Genomic DNA, 19,672 nt, shown 5'->3' with positions numbered 1-19,672 from the left:
ACACATTGGTCACTCTTAATTTAGATCCAAATCGTAGTTCAAACTCTACTTCCAAGATTACAACCGTATAAAATTTCTCCATTCAGCTGTACTCCAATATTCAATCATTCAGTCATTCAATCATTCACCATTATAACAAAATGTCCCAAAAAAAGACGAAATTCTACGTAGTGTGGCAGGGGAGGAAGACTGGGGTTTTTACGGACTGGAAGGAATGTGAAGCTCAAATTAAAGGCTTTGAGGATGCACGCTACAAGTCTTTTGAATCCCTTGAAGAAGCTGAAAAGGCAATCCAGCGGGATTACTGGGAATTTGTGACAAAGAAGGAAAGCAAGCCGGTACTGAAAGAAGCACCTGCGTCGGTGGGTAAGCCTATCAAAAACAGCATTATCGTCGACGCGGCATGGAATACGGCTACGGGAGATATGGAGTACCAGGGCATTTACTACGCCACGGGGAAACGGATTTTTTTGCAGGGACCTTTTAAAGATGGTACCAACAACATAGGCGAATTTCTCGCGATCGTTCATGCGCTCGCCTATTTGCAGAAAAACGAAAGCGACCTTCCCATTTACAGCGACTCGCGCACCGCTATTGGCTGGATCAAGAAAAAGCATGCGAATACCAAACTGGCATTGACGCCCAGAAATAAGCCTGTTTTTGAAATGCTGCAACGTGCCGAAAGGTGGCTGGCCAGTAACACCTATCCTAATAAAATCCTGAAATGGGAGACAGAGTACTGGGGTGAGAATCCAGCTGACTTTGGACGAAAATAATTAATGGCCAGAAACACTCATTTCCAATTTAAGCAATTTACGGTGCAGCAGGACCAATGCGCCATGAAAGTGTGCACAGACGCGTGCGTGCTCGGCGCGTGGGTGGATGTTGGGAATGCCGACAGGATACTTGACATCGGCACCGGCACCGGATTGCTTTCATTAATGGTCGCGCAAAGAAATACTTATGCTGCTATTGATGCTGTAGAGATTGAAGCAGAAGCTTTTTACCAGGCTGGTGAAAACGTGGAAAACAGTCCATTCAATGGTCGCATTACATTGTTTCATGCTGCTGTTCAGGATTTTACTTCCGAGTATTTGTATGATCTGATCATTTCAAATCCGCCGTTTTTCCAGTCAGATCTGCGTTCTCCTGCTGAAAAAATCAACCAGGCACATCACGCAGAGACACTTGATTTTGCGGCTTTATTGGAATCAATCGAAAGGCTGCTAGCACAGGAAGGCAGGTTTGCGGTTTTGTTGCCTGTTGATGAGGGAATTCAGTTCAAAAAAATGGCAGCGGAACAGAAATGGCAACTGACCCGCGAGTTGCGTCTTTTTCATCAACAAGGCAAGAAAGCTTTTCGCCTGCTGATGGAATTCCGGAGAGCTGCGGATGAGATCCAAACCACTGTTGCTGAAACCCTGGAAATCTACCAGGCAGACGGTGTTTCACATCATCCCGCGTTCAGGACGTTGCTGAAAGACTTTTATTTAAAATTTTGATCGGGAAAAAAGCGAACTTTGCGGCATTATAAATCCAGTCCGCGCCATTGCAGATTATTCATGACCCATTCAGCTATTCAGATATCCGTTATTGTTCCGCTTTATAATGAAGACGAATCACTCCCAGAGCTTAGTGAATGGATCGGACGGGTGATGAATGAAAATGGGTTTTCCTACGAAATTCTGTTTATAGACGACGGCAGCAAAGACCGCTCTTGGGAGGTTATTTCCCGACTTTCACTCGAAAATGCCCGCATTCGCGGCTTTCGTTTTGTTCGTAACTATGGCAAAACAGCTGCATTGCAAACCGGTTTTCAGGCTGCAAGGGGAGACGTGATTATCACAATGGACGCAGATTTGCAGGATAGTCCCGACGAAATCCCCGAACTGTACCGGATGATCACGCAGGAAAGGTACGATCTGGTGTCCGGCTGGAAAAAGAAGCGGTTTGATCCTGTTACCAAAACAATCCCCACCAAAATCTTCAATGCGGCTACCCGGAGCATTTCAGGTGTGTATCTGCACGATTTTAACTGCGGGCTGAAAGCCTACCGGAAAGAGGTTGTCAAGAATATCACGATTTACGGTGAAATGCACCGCTACATTCCGGTAATCGCCAAATGGAATGGCTTTGCGAGAATAGGGGAGAAGGTTGTGCAGCATCGTCCACGTAAATACGGGCACACCAAATTCGGTTTGGAGCGCTTTATTTTTGGCTTTCTTGACTTGCTTTCAATTGCCTTTGTGAATAAGTTTGGGCGTCGGCCGATGCATTTATTCGGTAGTCTGGGAACCCTTATGTTTTTTCTAGGAACCATTATAGCATTTTGGCTTCTTGGAAGAAAAATATACAATATCTACCATTTGTTGCCTTACCGTAATGTAACCGACAACCCATTATTTTTCCTGGCGCTTGTTGCGATCATGGTCGGTTCCCAGTTATTTCTTGCAGGCTTTCTGGGTGAGCTCTTCGTTAAGCAATCTGTTTCCAAAACAGGTGACTACAACATTTCTGAGCGGGTGGGCGATTGAAGTTGAGTTTATTTAATCAAAAAATATAAAAAATATTACCTATTACACAGATAATGATCGCTAACGTACACAAAGCACATCCCTGGCATGGAATTCCAATGGGTGACAACGCACCCGAGCTTGTAACTGCATTTATTGAGATTGTTCCTACTGATACAGTAAAATACGAGATAGATAAAACGACAGGTTACCTGATGATCGACAGGCCGCAGAAGTACTCTAACATTGTTCCTGCGCTTTACGGCTTTATTCCAAAAACCTACTGTGCTGAGAAAATCGCTGCGTTGGCACGCGAACGTTCCGGACGCGATGTGACCGAAGGCGATGGTGACCCACTTGATATTTTAGTATTGTGTGAGAAGATCATCTCGCACGGGGATATCCTTTGTACAGCGAAGCCAATCGGTGGAATTCGCCTGATCGATGGTGGCGAAGCTGATGACAAGATCATTGCCGTGTTGAAAGGAGATGAGGTTTACGGTGGATTTTCTGACATTGCCGAATTGCCTGAGGGTATCGTGGAGCGTTTGAAACACTACTTCCTTACTTACAAAAACCTGCCCGGCGAAGCTGCCCACATTGAAATTACCAACGTTTACGGTCGCGAGGAAGCTTTGGAAGTAATTATGACTTCTGTGGAAGATTACAAGCATTCATTTTACTGAGCGTCTGATTTACAGACAGAATAGCAGCATAACAATGGAATATTGAGCCGTTTCCGATAGGGGCGGCTCTTCTTTATTTGTATCTTTGCGGAAATTTTGAATTGTCAGAATCTCTGAAAATCAGTATCTCCATACTTCATGAGTAATATACAGGAAATAAAAAAGCGCCGCACATTTGCGATCATCAGCCACCCCGATGCAGGAAAAACAACCCTTACGGAAAAGCTGCTGCTATTCGGAGGCGCAATCCAGACGGCCGGGGCGGTTAAGTCAAATAAAATCAAGAAAACAGCGACCTCCGACTTTATGGAGATCGAAAAACAAAGGGGTATCTCGGTTGCAACTTCCGTAATGACCTTTGAATACAGAGACCTGCTGATCAACATCCTCGATACGCCGGGTCACAAGGATTTTGCAGAAGATACTTACCGGACGTTAACAGCGGTCGACAGCGTAATCCTGGTTGTGGATTGCGTAAAAGGCGTTGAGGAACAAACGGAGAGGTTAATGGAAGTGTGCCGGATGCGCAATACGCCCGTGATCATTTTCATCAATAAGCTTGACCGTGAAGGTCAGAACCCGTTTGAACTGCTGGACGAGCTTGAAAGCAAGTTGAACATCCGCGTTCGTCCGCTTACCTGGCCGATCAATATGGGGGCCAATTTCAAGGGAGTTTACAGCCTTTATGAACAAATGCTGTATTTCTTTAAGATCAATAAAACAAAAATCGAAAGTGATGTTGCCAAGGTGAGTCTGGAAGACGAAAGCCTGACGGATTTGGTGGGAGAAAAAGATGCCGAGCAGCTTACCGAAGATGTAGAGTTGGTGGAAGGTGTTTACGATGCATTCTCGGAAGAAGCATACCAGAAAGGAGAACTGGCACCTGTATTTTTCGGAAGTGCGATCAATAACTTTGGCATTAAAGAGTTGCTTGACACATTCTGCGAAATATCACCCATTCCCCAGCCACGCCCTACTGACGTGCGTGCAGTAGAACCTACTGAACCGAAATTCACCGGCTTTGTATTCAAAATTCACGCAAACCTTGACCCAAGGCACCGTGATCGCATTGCATTCCTACGCATTTGTTCAGGGAAGTTTGAGAGAGGGAAATTTTACAAACATGTAAGGTTGGGCAAAGAAGTACGTTTTTCAAGTCCGTTTACATTCATGGCATCTGATAAAAGCGTGATGGACGAAGGCTTCCCCGGAGATGTAGTCGGACTTTACGATACAGGTAACTTCAAAATCGGAGATACGCTGACTGAGGGAGAAAACCTGCAATTCTCAGGTATCCCGAGCTTTTCACCTGAAATTTTCAAGGAGTTGATCAATATGGACCCGATGAAATCCAAGCAATTGGAAAAAGGAATCCAGCAGCTGACAGACGAAGGTGTTGCCCAGCTTTTTACATTGGATCTGGGAAACAGAAAGGTAGTAGGTACAGTCGGAGAACTGCAATTTGATGTGATCCAGTACCGTCTGGAACATGAATACGGCGCAAAATGCCGGTGGGTACCAATGAATATTTCCCGCGCTTGCTGGCTCACTGCGGATGAAAAACCAGCAATGGACCAGTTTATCAGACTAAAAGGAAACCAGATCGCCTACGATAAAGACCGCAACCCCGTATTTTTAGCTGAATCAGAATGGATGATCCGCATGAACCGCGAAAACAACCCTGCGATCCATTTCCACTTTACGTCGGAGTTTAAGACGGAAATGGCGGTGTAAGTTAATGAGTGAATGATTGAATGAGTGAATAAATGAATTTGTCATGCCGAGCTACTTTGTCATGCTGAGCGCAGTCGAAGCATAGTGCACTATGCTTCGACTGCGCTCAGCATGACAAAAGAACGCGGCGGCTCGGTCCACTCAGCATGACAAAACTATTCACTCATTCACTAATTAAAATCATTCAATCATTCAATCATTCAATCATTCAAAATCCCCCCTTCACTTCCTAGGCGTCCGTTCTCCCCGCATTCCTCTTCTGTCTTCCAGCATGGTTTTGTATTTTTCCTGCTGCTCCACTGTCAGGATTTTGGCCAGTTCGTTGTTGAAGTTTTCCATTGACGTGCGCATTTCAGAACGGTCTGCGTTTTGCGCGTTTCTTAATTCCTGCATCTTTTGGGCGCGGGCGAGGCTTAGGTTGTAAACCTGCTTCTTCTGGTCTTCTGATAAGTTCAGATTCTCAGTAAGCGTTTTCGTCTGGTTCTCGGCGCGTTGCTCCGCCGTCATATCGCCTCCTCCCTGACGCTGTGCAAATGCAGCTACGGTCGCGAAGGTCAATAGAAATATAAACACGATTTTCTTCATGGTTTTTTCATTTAGAGACCAGGGTTAGAGTCAAAAACCGTGCTTGGGTTTAAGTGGGTATTTTATTAATTGTCAGCAACAAACGAAATAACTAAGCTTCCTTCAATAATGCGCGCGTCAGACTTTCCCATTCTTCCTCCAATGAGCCTGTGAAAACGTCAGCTCCTGCCCGACGGTACCAATAACCTGCATTGAATTTATCGCCTTCTACCCTGTGCAGGTAAGCATGCAGCCGATCGTAATCGCGTGTTCCTTCTGCGCTCTGTGCAATATTATGTGCAGCTTCCCAATCGCCTTTGGCGTCATACCAAAGGGCTTTCAGTGATTCCGGAATGCCTGCCGGTGGTATTTTGAGTGTCAATGATTCTTTGAATTGCTCGTAGGTCATAGCAGGATCAGTTCTGTTTTGGTATAAAAAAGTGTTTGCAAAATCTGAAAAAATAAGCCAACATGAAAATTCAGGGCGGCAATTGTAACTTCCTGCGATTATAGTCACCACGGGGCTATTTGTTGATTTTCATTGTATATTGTAAAGTTGAACAGACCCCAATTATTTTATGTTTAAACCATTATCAACCTTACTGACAGGGCTGATTATCAGCTTTTATTGTCAAGCACAAGAAACATTCCCGCAGAACGGCGCCTATGATGAGCGACCCGGCCGTTTTGCTTTTACCAATGCAACTATCGTAGTTGATCCTAAAACCACCATCGAAAATGGCACGCTGCTGATCGAGAATGGTAAGATCGTCCACGCAGGAAAGCAGGTGAAATTACCCGCGGGAGCTGTTACCATTGATTTAAAAGGAAAATACATTTATCCTTCATTGATCGACCTCGACTCGGATTACGGAATGCCGGAGGTGAAAAGAGAGCGACCATCAGGGGGAAGACAAACACCCCAGCTGGAATCCAATAAAAAAGGCGCTTTTGGCTGGAACCAGGCGATTCAGGCTGAAAATGATGCAAGTCTTATCTTTACTCCGGATTCCAAGAAAGCAGCGGATCTGCGTAAAATCGGATTTGGTACCGTGTTGGTTCACCCGCACGACGGCATTGTGCGCGGCAATGGCACGGTAGTTACATTGACTGACGAACCTGCCAACAAAGCGCTTCTGAACCGCAAAGCCTCTGCGCATTTTTCTTTCAGTAAAGGTTCCTCGTCGCAGACCTACCCTTCGTCGACAATGGGGGTGGTAGCGCTTTTGAGACAGAACTACTACGATGCAGAATGGTACGCCAGAACGCCGAAGGCGAAAGAAGCAAATCTATCACTGGAAGCTTTCAACCAGATCAAAAATTTGCCCTCATTCTTTGAGACTGGCGATAAATACAGCGTACTCCGCGCAGACAAGGTCGGAGATGAATTTGGGGTTCAGTATATCATCAAAGGTGGTGGAGATGAGTACCAGCGCATTAATGAGATTAAGGCAACGAAGGCGACGCTCATTCTGCCACTGCAGTTTCCCGAAGCTTACGATGTAGCTGATCCCTGGGATGCAGATGTGATTAGTATGTCGCAACTGAAACATTGGGAAATGGCGCCGAAAAATCCTTCGGAGGTGGCGAAAGCCGGGATACCATTTGCATTTACTTCGGCCGGGTTGAAGAATAAGGCTGATTTCTTGAAAAACATCAGAACAGCGATCGAATACGGCTTGTCAAAAGAAAAAGCACTGGAAGCAGTGACTACTTTGCCCGCGGCGCTGATCAAAGCTGAAAACCAGATCGGCAGTCTTAAACCGGGTATGCTCGCCAATTTCATCATCACCTCTGGCGACCTGTTCGGTAAGGATAACGTGATTTATGAAAACTGGATCCAGGGAAAGAAATTTGTCATAGCGCCTATCAATGCGCCGGATATCAGGGGTACTTATTCCTTGTCGATCAATAATCAGCCTGCCGGCAAATTGCAGATCAGCGGCTCGACAGATAAGCCGGAGTACAAAGTAGTTGTTCAGGATTCCGCGAAAATCACGCCCAAGGCTATTTTATCAAACGAATTGCTCACCCTGACTTACCAGGCTGACAAGAACGTGCCGGGAACAACCCGGTTGACAGGCTGGCGCAACGGAACCGGACTGTCGGGAGAAGGTGTACTGCCGACGGGTGCTGTGGTACCCTGGTCTGCCACGCTTACCGAGAAGTTCCAGCAGGTAGCAGCGGCTGACACTGCAATAGCGAAAGTGAAAGAGACTGGTCCGGTCGTATATCCATTTGTGGGTTTTGGAAATGAAGAATTGCCAAAAGCAGAGACGGTATTGATCAAAAATGCAACCGTTTGGACCAATGAGAAAGAAGGTATCCTGCAAAACTCGGATGTAATTGTACAGAATGGAAAGATCACGAAAGTCGGCAAAGCGCTGAGTGCACCTTCGGGAGCGAAGACCATTGATGGTGCCGGCAAGCATTTGACGAGCGGCATTATCGATGAGCATTCACATATCGCATTGTTTACGATCAATGAGGGCGGACAAACCAGCTCGGCGGAAGTGAGAATGAGCGACGTGATCAATCCTGATGATGTCAATATTTACCGCCAGCTCGCAGGCGGGGTTACCGCGTCTCAGCTGCTTCACGGTTCTGCGAATTCGATTGGCGGACAAAGTGCGATGATCAAGCTGAAATGGGGCGCAAGCCAGTCGGAAATGCTCTTGCCAGATGTGAAAACGATCAAGTTTGCATTGGGAGAGAATGTGAAGCAGTCCAACTGGGGCGATGTGGCGCGGGTTCGTTTCCCTCAAACCAGAATGGGCGTGGAGCAGGTATATTTTGATCACTTCCTGCGGGCCAAGGAATATGCCAAAAGCTGGAAATCATTTAATGGTACCTCCAAGAAAGTAGCTGCCAATGCGCCGAGAAGGGACATTGAGCTGGATGCACTGGCTGAAATTCTGGACAACCAGCGCTTTATTACCTGTCACTCCTATGTACAGTCGGAGATCAATATGCTCATGCATGTAGCGGATTCTTTGAAATTCAAGATCAATACATTTACCCACATTCTGGAAGGTTACAAGCTGGCTGACGGAATGGCGAAGCGCGGAATCGGCGGTTCTACTTTTGCGGACTGGTGGGCGTACAAAATGGAGGTGAAAGAGGCGATACCTTACAATGCGGCATTGATGTACCACGAAGGAGTAACAGTGGCCATTAACTCAGATGACGCGGAAATGGCCCGCCGCCTTAATCAGGAAGCTGCCAAGACAGTGGAATACGGTGGAGTTCCTGAAGAAGAAGCCTGGAAAATGGTAACACTTAATCCTGCCAAATTACTGCACGTTGATAATAGAATGGGCAGTATCAAAGCTGGAAAAGATGCGGACCTGGTACTTTGGAATGCGCACCCGCTCTCCATTTACGCCCGCCCCGAGTTTACGATGATTGAAGGAGCTGTGTACTTTGACCGTAAGAAAGATGAGGAGAAGCAGAAGTCGATGCAGCTCGAAAGAGAAAAGTTGATCCAAAAGATGCTGAGTGATAAATCGGAAGGAAAACCTACACAGAAACCGCAAGCGACACAGCCAAAAATGTGGCATTGCGAAGACATAGTAGGTGTGCACACAGAGCACGAAGAAACCAGGTAATCACTCCGTTAATCATCGAAATCATGATTCAAAAAATATTAACAGGAACAATCAATACGCTGATCGCGCTGGCAGCAATTTCCCCGGCCATTGCTCAGAACCCGGCACCCGCATTGCCACAAACCAAACCGACGGTACTCACAGGCGCGACGATCCACGTCGGAAATGGGCAGGTGATTCAAAACGGCGTAATCGCATTCGAAAAAGGGATCATTACCTACGTAGGTGCAGCGGGTTCTAACCCGGCTGCATCGGGCGCAGAAACAGTTGAGGTAAAAGGCAAACATATTTTCCCGGGAATAATCTCGCTTAACACCACGGTCGGTTTGCAGGAAGTCGCATCAGTGCGGGCCACACTGGATTTTGCGGAAGTAGGAGAGATCAACCCGCATGTGCGTGCATTAGTCGCTTATAATACCGATTCAGAAGTGATCCCTACTTTGCGCGGGAATGGAATTCTCGTTTCGCAGTCGGTTCCTCAGAGTGGGGTAATATCCGGCTCTTCTTCTGTGTTTTACAGCGATGGGTGGAATTGGGAGGATGCAGTTTTAAAAAAGGACGATGGTATCTGGCTAAGCTGGCCACCTTTCCTGGCAAGCAGCTTCAACTACGATGATTTCTCAATTTCTACCAAAAGAAATGACAAACGCCAGGAGGTAATCGACCTGATTAAGGCTACTTTTTCGGAGGCAAAGGGATATCATGAGATTGCTGAACCCGCTTCTGTAAATCTGCGTCTGGCTGCATTGAAGCCGGTTTTTGCCGGTACTACGAATTTGTACATTCGTGCAGACTATGCCAAAGACATTATTGAAGCCGTAAAGCTTGCGAAAGAATTTGATATCAAAAGAATCGTAATTGTAGGTGGAAATGAGTCTTACAAGGTAGCCGCATTCCTGAAAGAAAATCAGGTACCGGTTATTTTGAATCCGACCCACCGGCTTCCCGGTCGTGTTGATGAGGGTGTATATATGCCTTACGAGCTCCCTGGACTGCTGCATAAAGCCGGGGTGAAAGTCGCAATAACCTATGCCGATGAATGGTGGAGAACCCGGAACCTGGCTTTTCTGGCGGGTACTTCTTCCGGCTTTGGTGATGTGACACTTGAGGAAGCACTTCAATTTGTTACTAAAAACGCTGCAGAGATTATCGGTGCAGAACGGGAAGTAGGTACGCTTGAAAAAGGCAAACACGCTTCTCTGATCGTTTCAGAGGGTGATATTCTGGATATGCGCGGTAATGTTGTCGGGATGGTGTTTGTGAAAGGAGGTAAAGTGAATCTCGACGATAAACAAAAGCGGCTTTACGAGAAGTACAAGGCGAAGTACGGAAAGAAGTAGATCTTTCCGTACTTAGACAGATCAATCAACACTAATCATATAAATACCATCATCGGCGATCTTGATCAGGCCTTGCCTGTAGAGACCGCCGATTGCTTTTTTGAATACTTTCTTGCTGATCTGCAACCTTTTATAGATTTCCTCAGGTGAGCTGTTGTCTGACAAATTGAGGAAACCGCCTTCTTTTTTTACAAGATCGAAAATGAGTTTGCCGGCAGGTTCAATGATCTCGGTAACACTTTTTTGCAGACTGATATCCAGCTTATTTTCCTCGCGGATTTTCTTCACATAACCTTTCAGGCTGTCACCTATTTGCAGGTCACGGAAAACTTCATTGCCGTAGATCAATCCTTTGTGATACTGATTGACAATCGCATTATAGCCCAGGTCTGTTTTCTGGAAAATCAGCAAATCCACTTCATCGCCTTCCTTAACGGTCAGGCGCTCATTATCGAGGAACTTATCGATTTTGGTAGAAGCAAGTAACCGGTTGCTTTTTTGATCCAGATATAAGAATACCACGTGCCATTCTCCAATCTCCATTGGCTTGGTCTGCTCCCGGAATGGAACAAACAGGTCTTTGATCAAACCCCAATCCATAAAAGCACCGTATTCTGAAACATCTTTTACTTCCAGGTACGCAAACTCGTTCCGGATGATCTTCGGGGTTTGGGTAGTGGCAACCGGCCTGTCTTCTGAGTCAAGGTAAACAAACACGCGGATCGTATCGCCCACCTGCATTTCGTCTGTAAGGTACTGGTTTGGCAATAGCACTTCTTCACCTTCCACGTCGCTCAGGAACATGCCTACACTTGTTACTCTTTCAATGGTCAGCTGATTGTATTTTCCTATAAAAAGCATTATCTATCGTCATTGTGAGGTGCAAAGGTAATGTTTTCGGCACGACTATCAGTCTTCCTCGCCGCCGCCTTCGCCTTTACCCTCCATTGACTGTCTTTCTTTGGAGCGGTTCAGCCGGTACGACAGCGTTACCAGGAACTGGCGTGGCCGCCATTGAAATTCGTTCCGGGAGTAGTAACCTGCATTTTCCACGATGCTTCTGCGCTTATTGGTATTAAACACGTCGCGCACGCTTCCAGTAATGGTACCGCGGCCTTTAAGTATATCTTTGGACAATCCGAGGTCAATGAAGTAGACTGAGAGATCTTTCCCCTGCGTGGTCCGGCGCGGCGCGCGGTAATTACCGGAAGCTTGTAAATCAACCGATTTGAAAAGCGTAAAGCGAGAGGAAAGGCGGCTTGTCCATGAATAAGTATCGCTCTGGTAAAGTTTGTCATTGTAATAACCCTGGTTCATGGCGCGGAAGATATTCGCATTCGCCGTAAGTTTCCACCAGGGAGCCGGATCGTAGGTCAGGTTGAATTCAAACCCATAAGAATCGCCCGTAGAAAGGTTAATCGGAGTGATGGTGGTAAAACCTGTCGAATCCACGGAAGTGATATTTTCAACCACGCCAAGCCGGTGCCGGTAATAGACACTGGATAGCAAGGAGCCTTTTTCCATATTCATCAAATGACCGGCTTCGAATGAATGCGTAAATTCCGGATTCAGCAATGGATTCCCGGCCCGGAACACGCGCGAGTCACTAAAGTTAGAGAATGGGAGCAGATCACGGAAGCCTGGCCGGCTTAGCCGGTAACTGTAGCTGAGTTGCAGCGTTTGTGCCTCCTGCAGCTTGTAGGATAGGTGCAGGCTTGGAAAAAGATTGAAATACTCCCGGTGGTTTGTTAATGCAGTCTTCTTAAGTTCAGTCAGGATATCGGTGTATTCGCCGCGTAATCCTGCCTGAACGAACACTTTTCCAAACTGATTACTCGCCATGATATATCCTGCATGGATTTTCTCGTCGTAGGCCAGGCGATTGTCAAAATCGGGCAGGATGATCCAGTTCATCGCCTCGTTTTGCTGATGTACCGAAAAGTCGTTATCCAGCAGTCTGATTGAAGTTTTCAGTCCCGCTTCTATTTTGCCGTCTTTGGAAAACGGATGAATGTAGTCGAGCTGTGCCAGAAAATTCTTCTCATCTTCGGTGTTGAATGAGCGTTGCACGATCCCGGCGCCGTTGTTGGTTGCAAATTCGTTGTATTTGGCAGATTCGGTTTCATCGCTGAGAATGTACTTGGCATCGAATGACAGACTTTGTCCCTTTCGCTCGAAGGTCTTTTTATAGCTCAATGCAGCTTCCAGATTCTGGCGGGGTTCCGTCTCACGTTCATCCCTCACCACAGTTCGTGTGAGCACATTGTTGAAATCAAAATCCCGGTATTCCAGCCTGGATCTGTTGTCGTTCTGAGAATTACGGTAAGAGACAGTTCCGGTAACTGTATTGTAGTTATTAATAAAATAATCGAGACCAACCATCACATTGTTTGAGTAGCCCGACCTGGTGCGGTTTGTGTTGGATTCGTACACAAAGCTGGTATCTGCGCCAGTGTAGGTCTGCCGGGAATTACCTCTTCCCGGACCTTCGCGGTACATTAGTCCATAATTGGCGATGAAGTTGACTTTTTTGCGTCGGTAGTTGAGGTTGAAAGAGCCTCCGAAATTGGAAGGATATCCCGCAGTTCCCGTGAATGATCCATTCAGACCATACCGGATATTTTTCTTCATGACGATGTTCAAAATACCAACTTCACCTTCTGCATCGTAGCGGGACGAGGGATTCGTAATAATTTCAATGCTTTCGATCAGGTCGCCAGGTATTTGCCGCAATGCTTCGGCAGGATTAAGTCCTACCATTCCCGACTGCTTCCCGTCGATCAGTATCCTTACATTCTGGCTGCCCCGAAGTGCCACATTCCCTTCGACATCTACCGTTACCGAAGGCATATTGTTGAGGATGTCAGATGCATTGCTGCCGATGTTGCTGAGGTCTTTACCTACATTAAAAACCCGCTTGTCGAGTTGCAGCTCCATCTGGCTTTTCTCCCCGCGCACGACCAGCTCCTGCAGCTCCCTCGCATCAGACACCATCGCGATCGCACCTACATTCACATTTGCGGAAGCGACATTAATATTGGGTATAACCTTCTCACGCAAAGACAGAAAAGTGATTTTGATGAAATAATTCCCCGGATCTGCCGAGATCGAAAACGTACCTACTTCATCAGAAGTACCGCCGCCGATCAGCGTAGAATCCTTGGTTCCGTACAATGCGACGTTCGCGAAGGGAACGGGCTTCTTTTCGGCGTCGAGCAGCTTGCCCGTAATTGTAAAGGCGGCTGGCTCTTCCTGCGCATAAAGCGAGGTTGAAAGCGTGGTTAGCAACAAAAACAGAAGCAATGATTTTTGCATATCGAAGTTGTTAATGCCACAGCTGTCGTTTAGCTGCCGCCATACATTGAAGGTGATGAATGTTTTAGATGGCAAAAGCCGGTGGAGGTTTAACAGAAATTTAATCTCTGTTAAAAGTTATTGACAAAAAGCTGTTCCAGAGGATATTAGTATTTTTCCGCGGGCCGGGGAAGCTGGCGGAAAAAGGAAATTCAGGAATATTCGGGATGTTATTCCAGCGTGTTGCTAAGTCTTTTCAGCTCAATTTCAGCAGCTTTTGCAGCGTAGTTCAGGTTGATAAGGCGATAGCCCGCATCTTCAAAGCTTCTTTGTGCTTCCCGCACATCGATAATCGTCGCCTGTATCAGTTCAAAACGCTGTAAAGTAAGATCAAGCAATTGCCTGCTCAATTCATAATTCTGCTTTTGCGTCTGTAATTGTTGAAGCGAGCTGACGTAGGTCTGGTACATTTTCACCGCACCTGCATTGTAGTCGCGCACCAATGCGTTTCGCTGGATTTTTGCGCTTGAAGTATTGATTTCCGCTGCCTGCTGTTGCCTTTTGAATGCAGATCCATTGTAAATCGGGATACTCAGCGTTACGCCGGCCTGTGGACCCAATGTCTGGTTGAGCAATGTAAAACCCGCTGCTGTCTGGTTGCGGGAATAGTTGTAAGCTGTGTTAAAACGCACGGTAGGGTAGCGCAAAGCGGCTGTTTCTCTAACGATCAGCTCATTGATCCTGATCTGGTGATCGGCTGCTTTTACATCTGCATTGGCTGTCACGCGATCAATGATTGCGTCAAGTTTGAGGTTGGTGTCGACCGTAATCGTATCTCTTAATGTAAGTGCGGATTTCGGGTCCAACGTCAGGATGCGAAGCAGCTCCGCTTTGGCGACCTGGGCTACCATCAGCTGATCCAGGAATGTTTGGTTTAATGTATTAAGATCGATTTGCGCTTGGAAAAGATCCGCATTGTTCGCCATTCCCGCTTCTTTTCTCACCTTTAAAATTTCCAGCCTTTTTTCAGAAGCCTGAATGGAAGTGCGGACTGTGTTGAGGTAGCTCAGCTGGCGGACAACATCATAGTAGCTGGTCATCACCAATGCGATCGTATTCTGAATCTGTGAGTTAAGGAGCTCGCTACTTTGGTATTGCAGTTCAGCAAGGCGTTTCTTGGTTGAAACGATCCTCTTCCCATTATACAGGATAATGCTCGCAGAAACGTTCGCCTGGGTATTGTTACCAGCTGCTGCATTTCTGTTGATCTCGGTACCGTTGTTGAGCTTTTGGTTTACTTGGGTAATCTGCTCGGTATTGGATGCATTGGCGGCTACAAGCGGCAGGCCACCTGCCACGCCGTAGTGGTTGAGCACCGTGTTCACTTCAACATTATTCTTCGCGATCTCTATTTCATAGCTGTTCTTCAACGCTGTTGCAATCGCTTCATCCAGGGTGAGGGTCAAACTGTCAGTTGCCTGAAAACAAAAAGCATTGCTTCCACAAAACAAAAGAAAAACGAGCAGGTAGTTTTTAAGATTAAAGATCGCGAGCGGGTTCATGCAAGAACAATATTGGATTTAGATAAACAGGAAAATCAATGGGTAGTTACTGACAGCTCTTCCGCCATTTTCTCTTCTTCTGTCTTTTTATGTTTTTTAGGTGATATGAATGTGTAAATCGCCGGGATTACGAACAATGTAAGGATTAGGGAGAACATCAGTCCACCCACAATCACAACCCCCAACGGAACCCGGCTCGTGGCCGCTGCTCCGAGACTCAATGCGATAGGCAATGCACCGAAAGCAGTTGCAAGACTGGTCATCAGGATAGGTCTCAGGCGCTGCGTAGCAGATTCAATGGCGGCCGACATCCTGTCCATTCCCTGTTCTCGCTTCTGATTTGCAAATTCAACAATCAGGATACCATTTTTCGTCACCAGACCGATCAACATGATCATTCCGATTTGAGAGAAGATATTGATCGTTAATCCAAATAAATAAAGGCTGAGCAATGCACCTGCTAATGCGAGCGGCACGGTGATCATAATAATAAATGGATCGGTAAAGCTTTCAAACTGTCCGGCCAATACCAAGTATACGAGCAAAAGAGCAAGTCCAAATGCAAAACTGGTGTTTGAAGAGCTTTCTTCAAAGTCACGTGACGGACCTGTCAATGAGGTTTGGAAAGACTCGTCGAGTAGCTTGTCCCCGATTCTTCGCATTGCTTCTACGCCGTCGCCGATCGTCTTTCCTTCTACCAAAGAGGCGGAAATCGTGGCGCTTTTATAGCGGTTGTAGTGATAAATTGTCGGCGGCCCGCTTTCTTCCTGCATCTGGACGACGGCAGTCAGCGGTATGTTCTCGCCACGGTTATTTCTTACATACAGTTTTGAAATGTCAGCCGGTCTGTTACGTTCCGATTTTTCTACCTGGCCGATTACCTGGTACTGCTGCCCATTCATGATAAAATAGGCAAGCCGGCGACCGCTGAATGCAGATTGGATGGTAGCGGCCACGTCGGTAGTTGAAAGTCCCAGGTCGCGCGCTTTAAGGCGGTCGATTGTTAGTCTTATTTCAGGCTTATTGAATTTCAGGTTGACATCGACATTCTGGAAAGTAGGGTCTTGCCGCGCTTCGTCCAGGAACTTAGGTAGGACGTCGTAGAGTTTGTCGAAGTTAAGGTTTTGCAGAACAAACTGCACCGGCAGCGATCCTCTCGACCCTATACCCACTGAAATTGTCTGTTCCTGAGTGCCGAAAATCCGGGCGTCGTTGAAACGGGAGAGTTTCTTATTAATATCCTGCGCAATCTCATTCTGGCTCCTTCTCCGTTCTCCGGAAGGTACCAGACCGATTCGGGCGGTGGCACTGTTTACGCCGCCGCCGCCGAATCCTGGCGTGGCAGAGAATGTAAATGCTTTTTCAGGGATTGAATCGTTCAGGAAATTGCCGAGATCATCAGAAATCTGCTGCATTTGATCAAAGCTGGTACCTTCCGGAGCGGAGAGATTGAAACGGATACTATTTCTATCCTCCATTGGAGCAAGCTCACTTTGTAAATTGGAATAGGTAAACCAGATCATAACTCCGCAGACAAGCACGAGCACCCACGAAAGCCAGCGCGCTTTCATGAAACCTCTCAGGCCGCGATTGTAGCCATTTTCCATTCCCTCGAAAAACGGTTCCGTTTTGTTGTAAAACCAGCCGTGCCCCGAGTTCTTTCTGTTGAGAAAAACGTTAAGTACCGGTGTGATCGTTAGTGAAACGAATGCAGAAATCAATACCGCAGATGCTACTACAATACCAAATTCCCGGAAGAGGCTACCGACGAAACCTTCGAGGAAGATTACCGGAAGGAACACGACCGCGAGTGTCAGAGATGTTGAAATAACAGCGAAGAAAATCTCGCGGCTACCTTCCAGAGCTGCCTGGCGAATGGGAAGCCCGCTTTCAAGCTTTCGGAAAATGTTTTCCGTGACCACGATACCATCGTCAACCACCAGACCTGTCGCCAGTACAATTCCAAGCAAGGTGAGAATGTTGATGGAAAACCCGAACAGGTACATGACAAAGAATGTCGCTACCAGCGAAATGGGAATATCAATCAGCGGGCGAACGGCCACCAGGAAGTTCCGGAAGAAGAACAGGATTACGATCACAACGAGCGCGAATGCAATGAAGAGCGTTTCTTCCACTTCCTCAATGGATTGCCGAACCAGCCGCGTGTTGTCAATCAAAACGCTGAACGTAATATCAGATTTGTTTGACTTCTGTATTTCTTCCAATCTTTTGTTAAACTCATCGGATATTTTCACGTAGTTGGCACCTGGCTGCGGAATTACGGCCAAACCCACGGAATAAACTCCATTGTACTTCCAGCTTTGCTCTTCGTTTTCCGGACCAAGCTCCGCTTTCGCCACATTACCCAGCCGCACGAGGCCCGAGCTGTCGTTTTTAATGACAAGATCATTGAAGTCCTTCTCGCTGGTAAGCCGGCCCATTGTACGAATGGTAAGCTCCGTCTTACTCCCGTAAATCTTACCCGCAGGCAGCTCTACGTTCTCGGCCGCAAGGGTATTTGAAATGTCATTGAATGAAACGTTGTATGCGCTCATCTTGTCCGGGTCCAGCCAGATGCGCATTGCGTACCTTTTTTGACCAAAAATATTAATGGCACTTACCCCGTCGATCGTTTGTAAACTTTGCTGCAGTACATTTTCGGCATATTCGCTCAACTCCAGAAGTCCCTTTGATGGACTCTGTACGGCGAGCAGCAGGATAAAGTCACTGTTTGCGTCGGCTTTGCTTACGACCGGAGGCGCGTCAATATCCTGCGGCAAATTGCGCTGTGCCTGGCTTACCTTGTCGCGTACGTCGTTGGCTGCGCCTTCGAGATCTGCTTCAAGATTGAATTCAACTGTGATGTTGCTAGTACCGATCTGGCTGGAAGAGCTGATACTTTTGATACCGGGAATACCATTAACACTCTTTTCGAGCGGCTCGGTAATCTGGCTTTCGATTATGTCCGCATTCGCGCCGGTGTAGCTGGTCCGCACGTTAACGATCGGGGGATCAATGGCGGGGTAGTCGCGGAGCGAGAGGAAGTTGTACCCTACCACACCAAACAGAATGATGAGCAGGTTCATAACGACCGCAAGTACGGGTCGCTTTAATGATAGTTCCGAAATATTCATACCGTGGGTTTCAAGGGATAGTCAATGTAAAACGTTACATCGTTGCAGCTTTCAGGTTTCTTACACTTCTCACTTTCACAGGAGCATCGGGACGGGCGAACAATACGCCCGAAACTACCACCGAATCGCCAACATTCAGTCCGCTGGTGACTTCCACTACATCTGCCAGGCGGTCGCCGGTTTCTACCGTCACAAAGACAGCTTTGCCGCCTTTTACAGTAACCGCCTTTTTCCCCTGGGCCTCAGGTATGATACTGTTCGTGGGGATCAGTATGCTGCTTTTATTTGAATTTGTTTTGAGATAAACCTTTGCAAATGAGCCGGGACTTGTAGATCCTGAGTTCAGAACAGCCCGCACGGTTATATTTCGTGTCGACTGGTTGACCTGCGGTTCCGTGGCGATTACCCTTGCAGTTTCCCTTTTCTTAGAAGCCTGATCAAGCAGTACTTCTACGTTCTGACCTTTGCTGACGTATTTCTGGTAGGTTTCAGGTACTGTAAAATCAATGCGGAGATTAGAAAGCTGCTGCATAGTGGCGATCACGCTTGTAGGCGACACATAGGAACCTGCGCTTACTTTTCTCAAACCTATCACCCCCGTAAATGGCGCTCTTACGATTGTCTTGTCAATAAGTGCCTGGGTATAAACCATATCTGCCTTAAAGCTGTTGACCTGGTTCAAGGCAAGATCGTAATCCGCCTGGTTGATCCCATTGATCGCGACCAATTGCTTTAATCTTTTCTCGGTAGTTTCGGCTAGGTTAAGCTGGATCTTGATTTTATCAAGCTGCGCGATCAGGTCTGCATTGTTGATTCTTGCGATTACAGTTCCTTTCTGAACAGTTTTTCCTTCGGGAACATCCAGGTAAGTGAGCAGCCCGCTTACCTCGGGGCGGAGCTCTGCAAATTCATTGGCGACGATGGTACCGTTTACTTCAACCTGGTCACTAACCTTTTCTGATTTGGCAATAATCACATCAACCATAGTTGGGCCTCCGCTACCTTTCTGTTGAAAAGTATCTTTTTTCTCACCACAGGAAAGAGCGATGAAGAGCGTACCCGAAAATGCTAGAAAAGAGAGGGGAGTAATTCGAAAACGGCCTGAAAAAACAGGCTTTTTGTTAGACATCATAAGTTGGTAGAATCCGCAATTAAGGTTTAGGAGTTTTTCGGATCTGCAATATGCTTTTGGCACAGTTTCAAAATTATATATTAAATCTGAAACCGATTAGACTTT

The 19,672-nt window shown here is 46.8% G+C and carries 14 protein-coding genes; 7 read left to right on the top strand and 7 right to left on the bottom strand.

From position 1 onward, the window contains the following. Window positions 1-140: 140 nt before the first annotated feature. From Q369_RS0100455 to Q369_RS0100435, 5 genes are all read left to right on the top strand, one after another. Window positions 141-776, top strand: a complete 636-nt coding sequence (locus Q369_RS0100455) for a ribonuclease H1 domain-containing protein (protein WP_031525528.1) — start codon at window positions 141-143, stop codon at window positions 774-776. Window positions 777-779: 3 nt separating this feature from the next. Further along, complete coding sequence (locus Q369_RS0100450) at window positions 780-1,502, top strand: tRNA1(Val) (adenine(37)-N6)-methyltransferase (RefSeq protein ID WP_031525526.1); 723 nt, start codon at window positions 780-782, stop codon at window positions 1,500-1,502. A 60-nt stretch (window positions 1,503-1,562) separates the two neighbouring features. Then, window positions 1,563-2,534, top strand: a complete 972-nt coding sequence (locus Q369_RS0100445; RefSeq protein WP_031525524.1) for a glycosyltransferase family 2 protein — start codon at window positions 1,563-1,565, stop codon at window positions 2,532-2,534. Window positions 2,535-2,587: 53 nt separating this feature from the next. Beyond that, window positions 2,588-3,199 (top strand): inorganic pyrophosphatase, encoded by a 612-nt coding sequence (locus Q369_RS0100440; protein WP_031525522.1) that lies wholly within the window; start codon window positions 2,588-2,590, stop codon window positions 3,197-3,199. Window positions 3,200-3,337: 138 nt separating this feature from the next. Then, window positions 3,338-4,933: a peptide chain release factor 3 gene (locus tag Q369_RS0100435; protein WP_031525520.1), complete on the top strand. Its 1,596-nt coding sequence runs from the start codon at window positions 3,338-3,340 to the stop codon at window positions 4,931-4,933. Window positions 4,934-5,155: 222 nt separating this feature from the next. On the opposite strand, the gene Q369_RS0100430 is transcribed toward Q369_RS0100435, so the two are convergent. Further along, window positions 5,156-5,518 carry a DUF4890 domain-containing protein gene (locus tag Q369_RS0100430; protein ID WP_031525518.1) on the bottom strand — a complete coding sequence of 121 codons (363 nt, stop codon included), beginning with the start codon at window positions 5,516-5,518 and terminating at the stop codon, window positions 5,156-5,158. A 91-nt stretch (window positions 5,519-5,609) separates the two neighbouring features. After that, window positions 5,610-5,906 carry a hypothetical protein gene (locus Q369_RS0100425; RefSeq protein ID WP_031525516.1) on the bottom strand — a complete coding sequence of 99 codons (297 nt, stop codon included), beginning with the start codon at window positions 5,904-5,906 and terminating at the stop codon, window positions 5,610-5,612. 169 nt (window positions 5,907-6,075) lie between these two features. Between Q369_RS0100425 and Q369_RS0100420 the strand changes: the two genes are divergently transcribed. Then, the gene (locus Q369_RS0100420; RefSeq protein ID WP_031525515.1) at window positions 6,076-9,105 is read left to right on the top strand and encodes an amidohydrolase family protein; all 3,030 of its coding nucleotides are present in this window, start codon (window positions 6,076-6,078) and stop codon (window positions 9,103-9,105) included. A 23-nt stretch (window positions 9,106-9,128) separates the two neighbouring features. Next, window positions 9,129-10,445, top strand: coding sequence for an amidohydrolase family protein (locus tag Q369_RS0100415; RefSeq protein WP_051663854.1), 1,317 nt, complete (start codon window positions 9,129-9,131; stop codon window positions 10,443-10,445). A 21-nt stretch (window positions 10,446-10,466) separates the two neighbouring features. Here Q369_RS0100415 and Q369_RS0100410 read toward each other — a convergent pair whose 3' ends face one another. The 5 genes from Q369_RS0100410 to Q369_RS0100390 all read right to left on the bottom strand — a co-directional run bounded on the left by Q369_RS0100410 (window position 10,467) and on the right by Q369_RS0100390 (window position 19,567). Further along, complete coding sequence (locus Q369_RS0100410) at window positions 10,467-11,306, bottom strand: CvfB family protein (protein ID WP_031525513.1); 840 nt, start codon at window positions 11,304-11,306, stop codon at window positions 10,467-10,469. Between the two features lie 48 nt (window positions 11,307-11,354). Continuing rightward, window positions 11,355-13,760 (bottom strand): TonB-dependent receptor, encoded by a 2,406-nt coding sequence (locus Q369_RS0100405; RefSeq protein WP_031525511.1) that lies wholly within the window; start codon window positions 13,758-13,760, stop codon window positions 11,355-11,357. Between the two features lie 209 nt (window positions 13,761-13,969). Next, window positions 13,970-15,301, bottom strand: coding sequence for a TolC family protein (locus tag Q369_RS0100400; protein ID WP_084165615.1), 1,332 nt, complete (start codon window positions 15,299-15,301; stop codon window positions 13,970-13,972). Between the two features lie 35 nt (window positions 15,302-15,336). Continuing rightward, window positions 15,337-18,435, bottom strand: coding sequence for an efflux RND transporter permease subunit (locus tag Q369_RS0100395; protein ID WP_031525507.1), 3,099 nt, complete (start codon window positions 18,433-18,435; stop codon window positions 15,337-15,339). A 34-nt stretch (window positions 18,436-18,469) separates the two neighbouring features. Then, a complete protein-coding gene (locus tag Q369_RS0100390) occupies window positions 18,470-19,567 on the bottom strand; it encodes an efflux RND transporter periplasmic adaptor subunit (protein WP_229206698.1) in 1,098 nt (365 codons plus the stop codon). Window positions 19,568-19,672: the final 105 nt, after the last annotated feature.

It is taken from the genome of Dyadobacter crusticola DSM 16708 (assembly GCF_000701505.1).
GTDB lineage: Bacteria > Bacteroidota > Bacteroidia > Cytophagales > Spirosomataceae > Dyadobacter > Dyadobacter crusticola.
This window is presented reverse-complemented; position numbering and strand designations above follow the sequence as displayed.

What these genes read in the sequence shown, in the direction of transcription:
- Q369_RS0100455 (WP_031525528.1), top strand. Translation starts at nt 141, where the DNA reads ATGTCCCAAAAAAAGACGAAATTCTACGTAGTGTGGCAGGGGAGGAAG.
- Q369_RS0100450 (WP_031525526.1), top strand. Translation starts at nt 780, where the DNA reads ATGGCCAGAAACACTCATTTCCAATTTAAGCAATTTACGGTGCAGCAG.
- Q369_RS0100445 (WP_031525524.1), top strand. Translation starts at nt 1,563, where the DNA reads ATGACCCATTCAGCTATTCAGATATCCGTTATTGTTCCGCTTTATAAT.
- Q369_RS0100440 (WP_031525522.1), top strand. Translation starts at nt 2,588, where the DNA reads ATGATCGCTAACGTACACAAAGCACATCCCTGGCATGGAATTCCAATG.
- Q369_RS0100435 (WP_031525520.1), top strand. Translation starts at nt 3,338, where the DNA reads ATGAGTAATATACAGGAAATAAAAAAGCGCCGCACATTTGCGATCATC.
- Q369_RS0100430 (WP_031525518.1), bottom strand. Translation starts at nt 5,518, where the DNA reads ATGAAGAAAATCGTGTTTATATTTCTATTGACCTTCGCGACCGTAGCT.
- Q369_RS0100425 (WP_031525516.1), bottom strand. Translation starts at nt 5,906, where the DNA reads ATGACCTACGAGCAATTCAAAGAATCATTGACACTCAAAATACCACCG.
- Q369_RS0100420 (WP_031525515.1), top strand. Translation starts at nt 6,076, where the DNA reads ATGTTTAAACCATTATCAACCTTACTGACAGGGCTGATTATCAGCTTT.
- Q369_RS0100415 (WP_051663854.1), top strand. Translation starts at nt 9,129, where the DNA reads ATGATTCAAAAAATATTAACAGGAACAATCAATACGCTGATCGCGCTG.
- Q369_RS0100410 (WP_031525513.1), bottom strand. Translation starts at nt 11,306, where the DNA reads ATGCTTTTTATAGGAAAATACAATCAGCTGACCATTGAAAGAGTAACA.
- Q369_RS0100405 (WP_031525511.1), bottom strand. Translation starts at nt 13,760, where the DNA reads ATGCAAAAATCATTGCTTCTGTTTTTGTTGCTAACCACGCTTTCAACC.
- Q369_RS0100400 (WP_084165615.1), bottom strand. Translation starts at nt 15,301, where the DNA reads ATGAACCCGCTCGCGATCTTTAATCTTAAAAACTACCTGCTCGTTTTT.
- Q369_RS0100395 (WP_031525507.1), bottom strand. Translation starts at nt 18,435, where the DNA reads ATGAATATTTCGGAACTATCATTAAAGCGACCCGTACTTGCGGTCGTT.
- Q369_RS0100390 (WP_229206698.1), bottom strand. Translation starts at nt 19,567, where the DNA reads ATGATGTCTAACAAAAAGCCTGTTTTTTCAGGCCGTTTTCGAATTACT.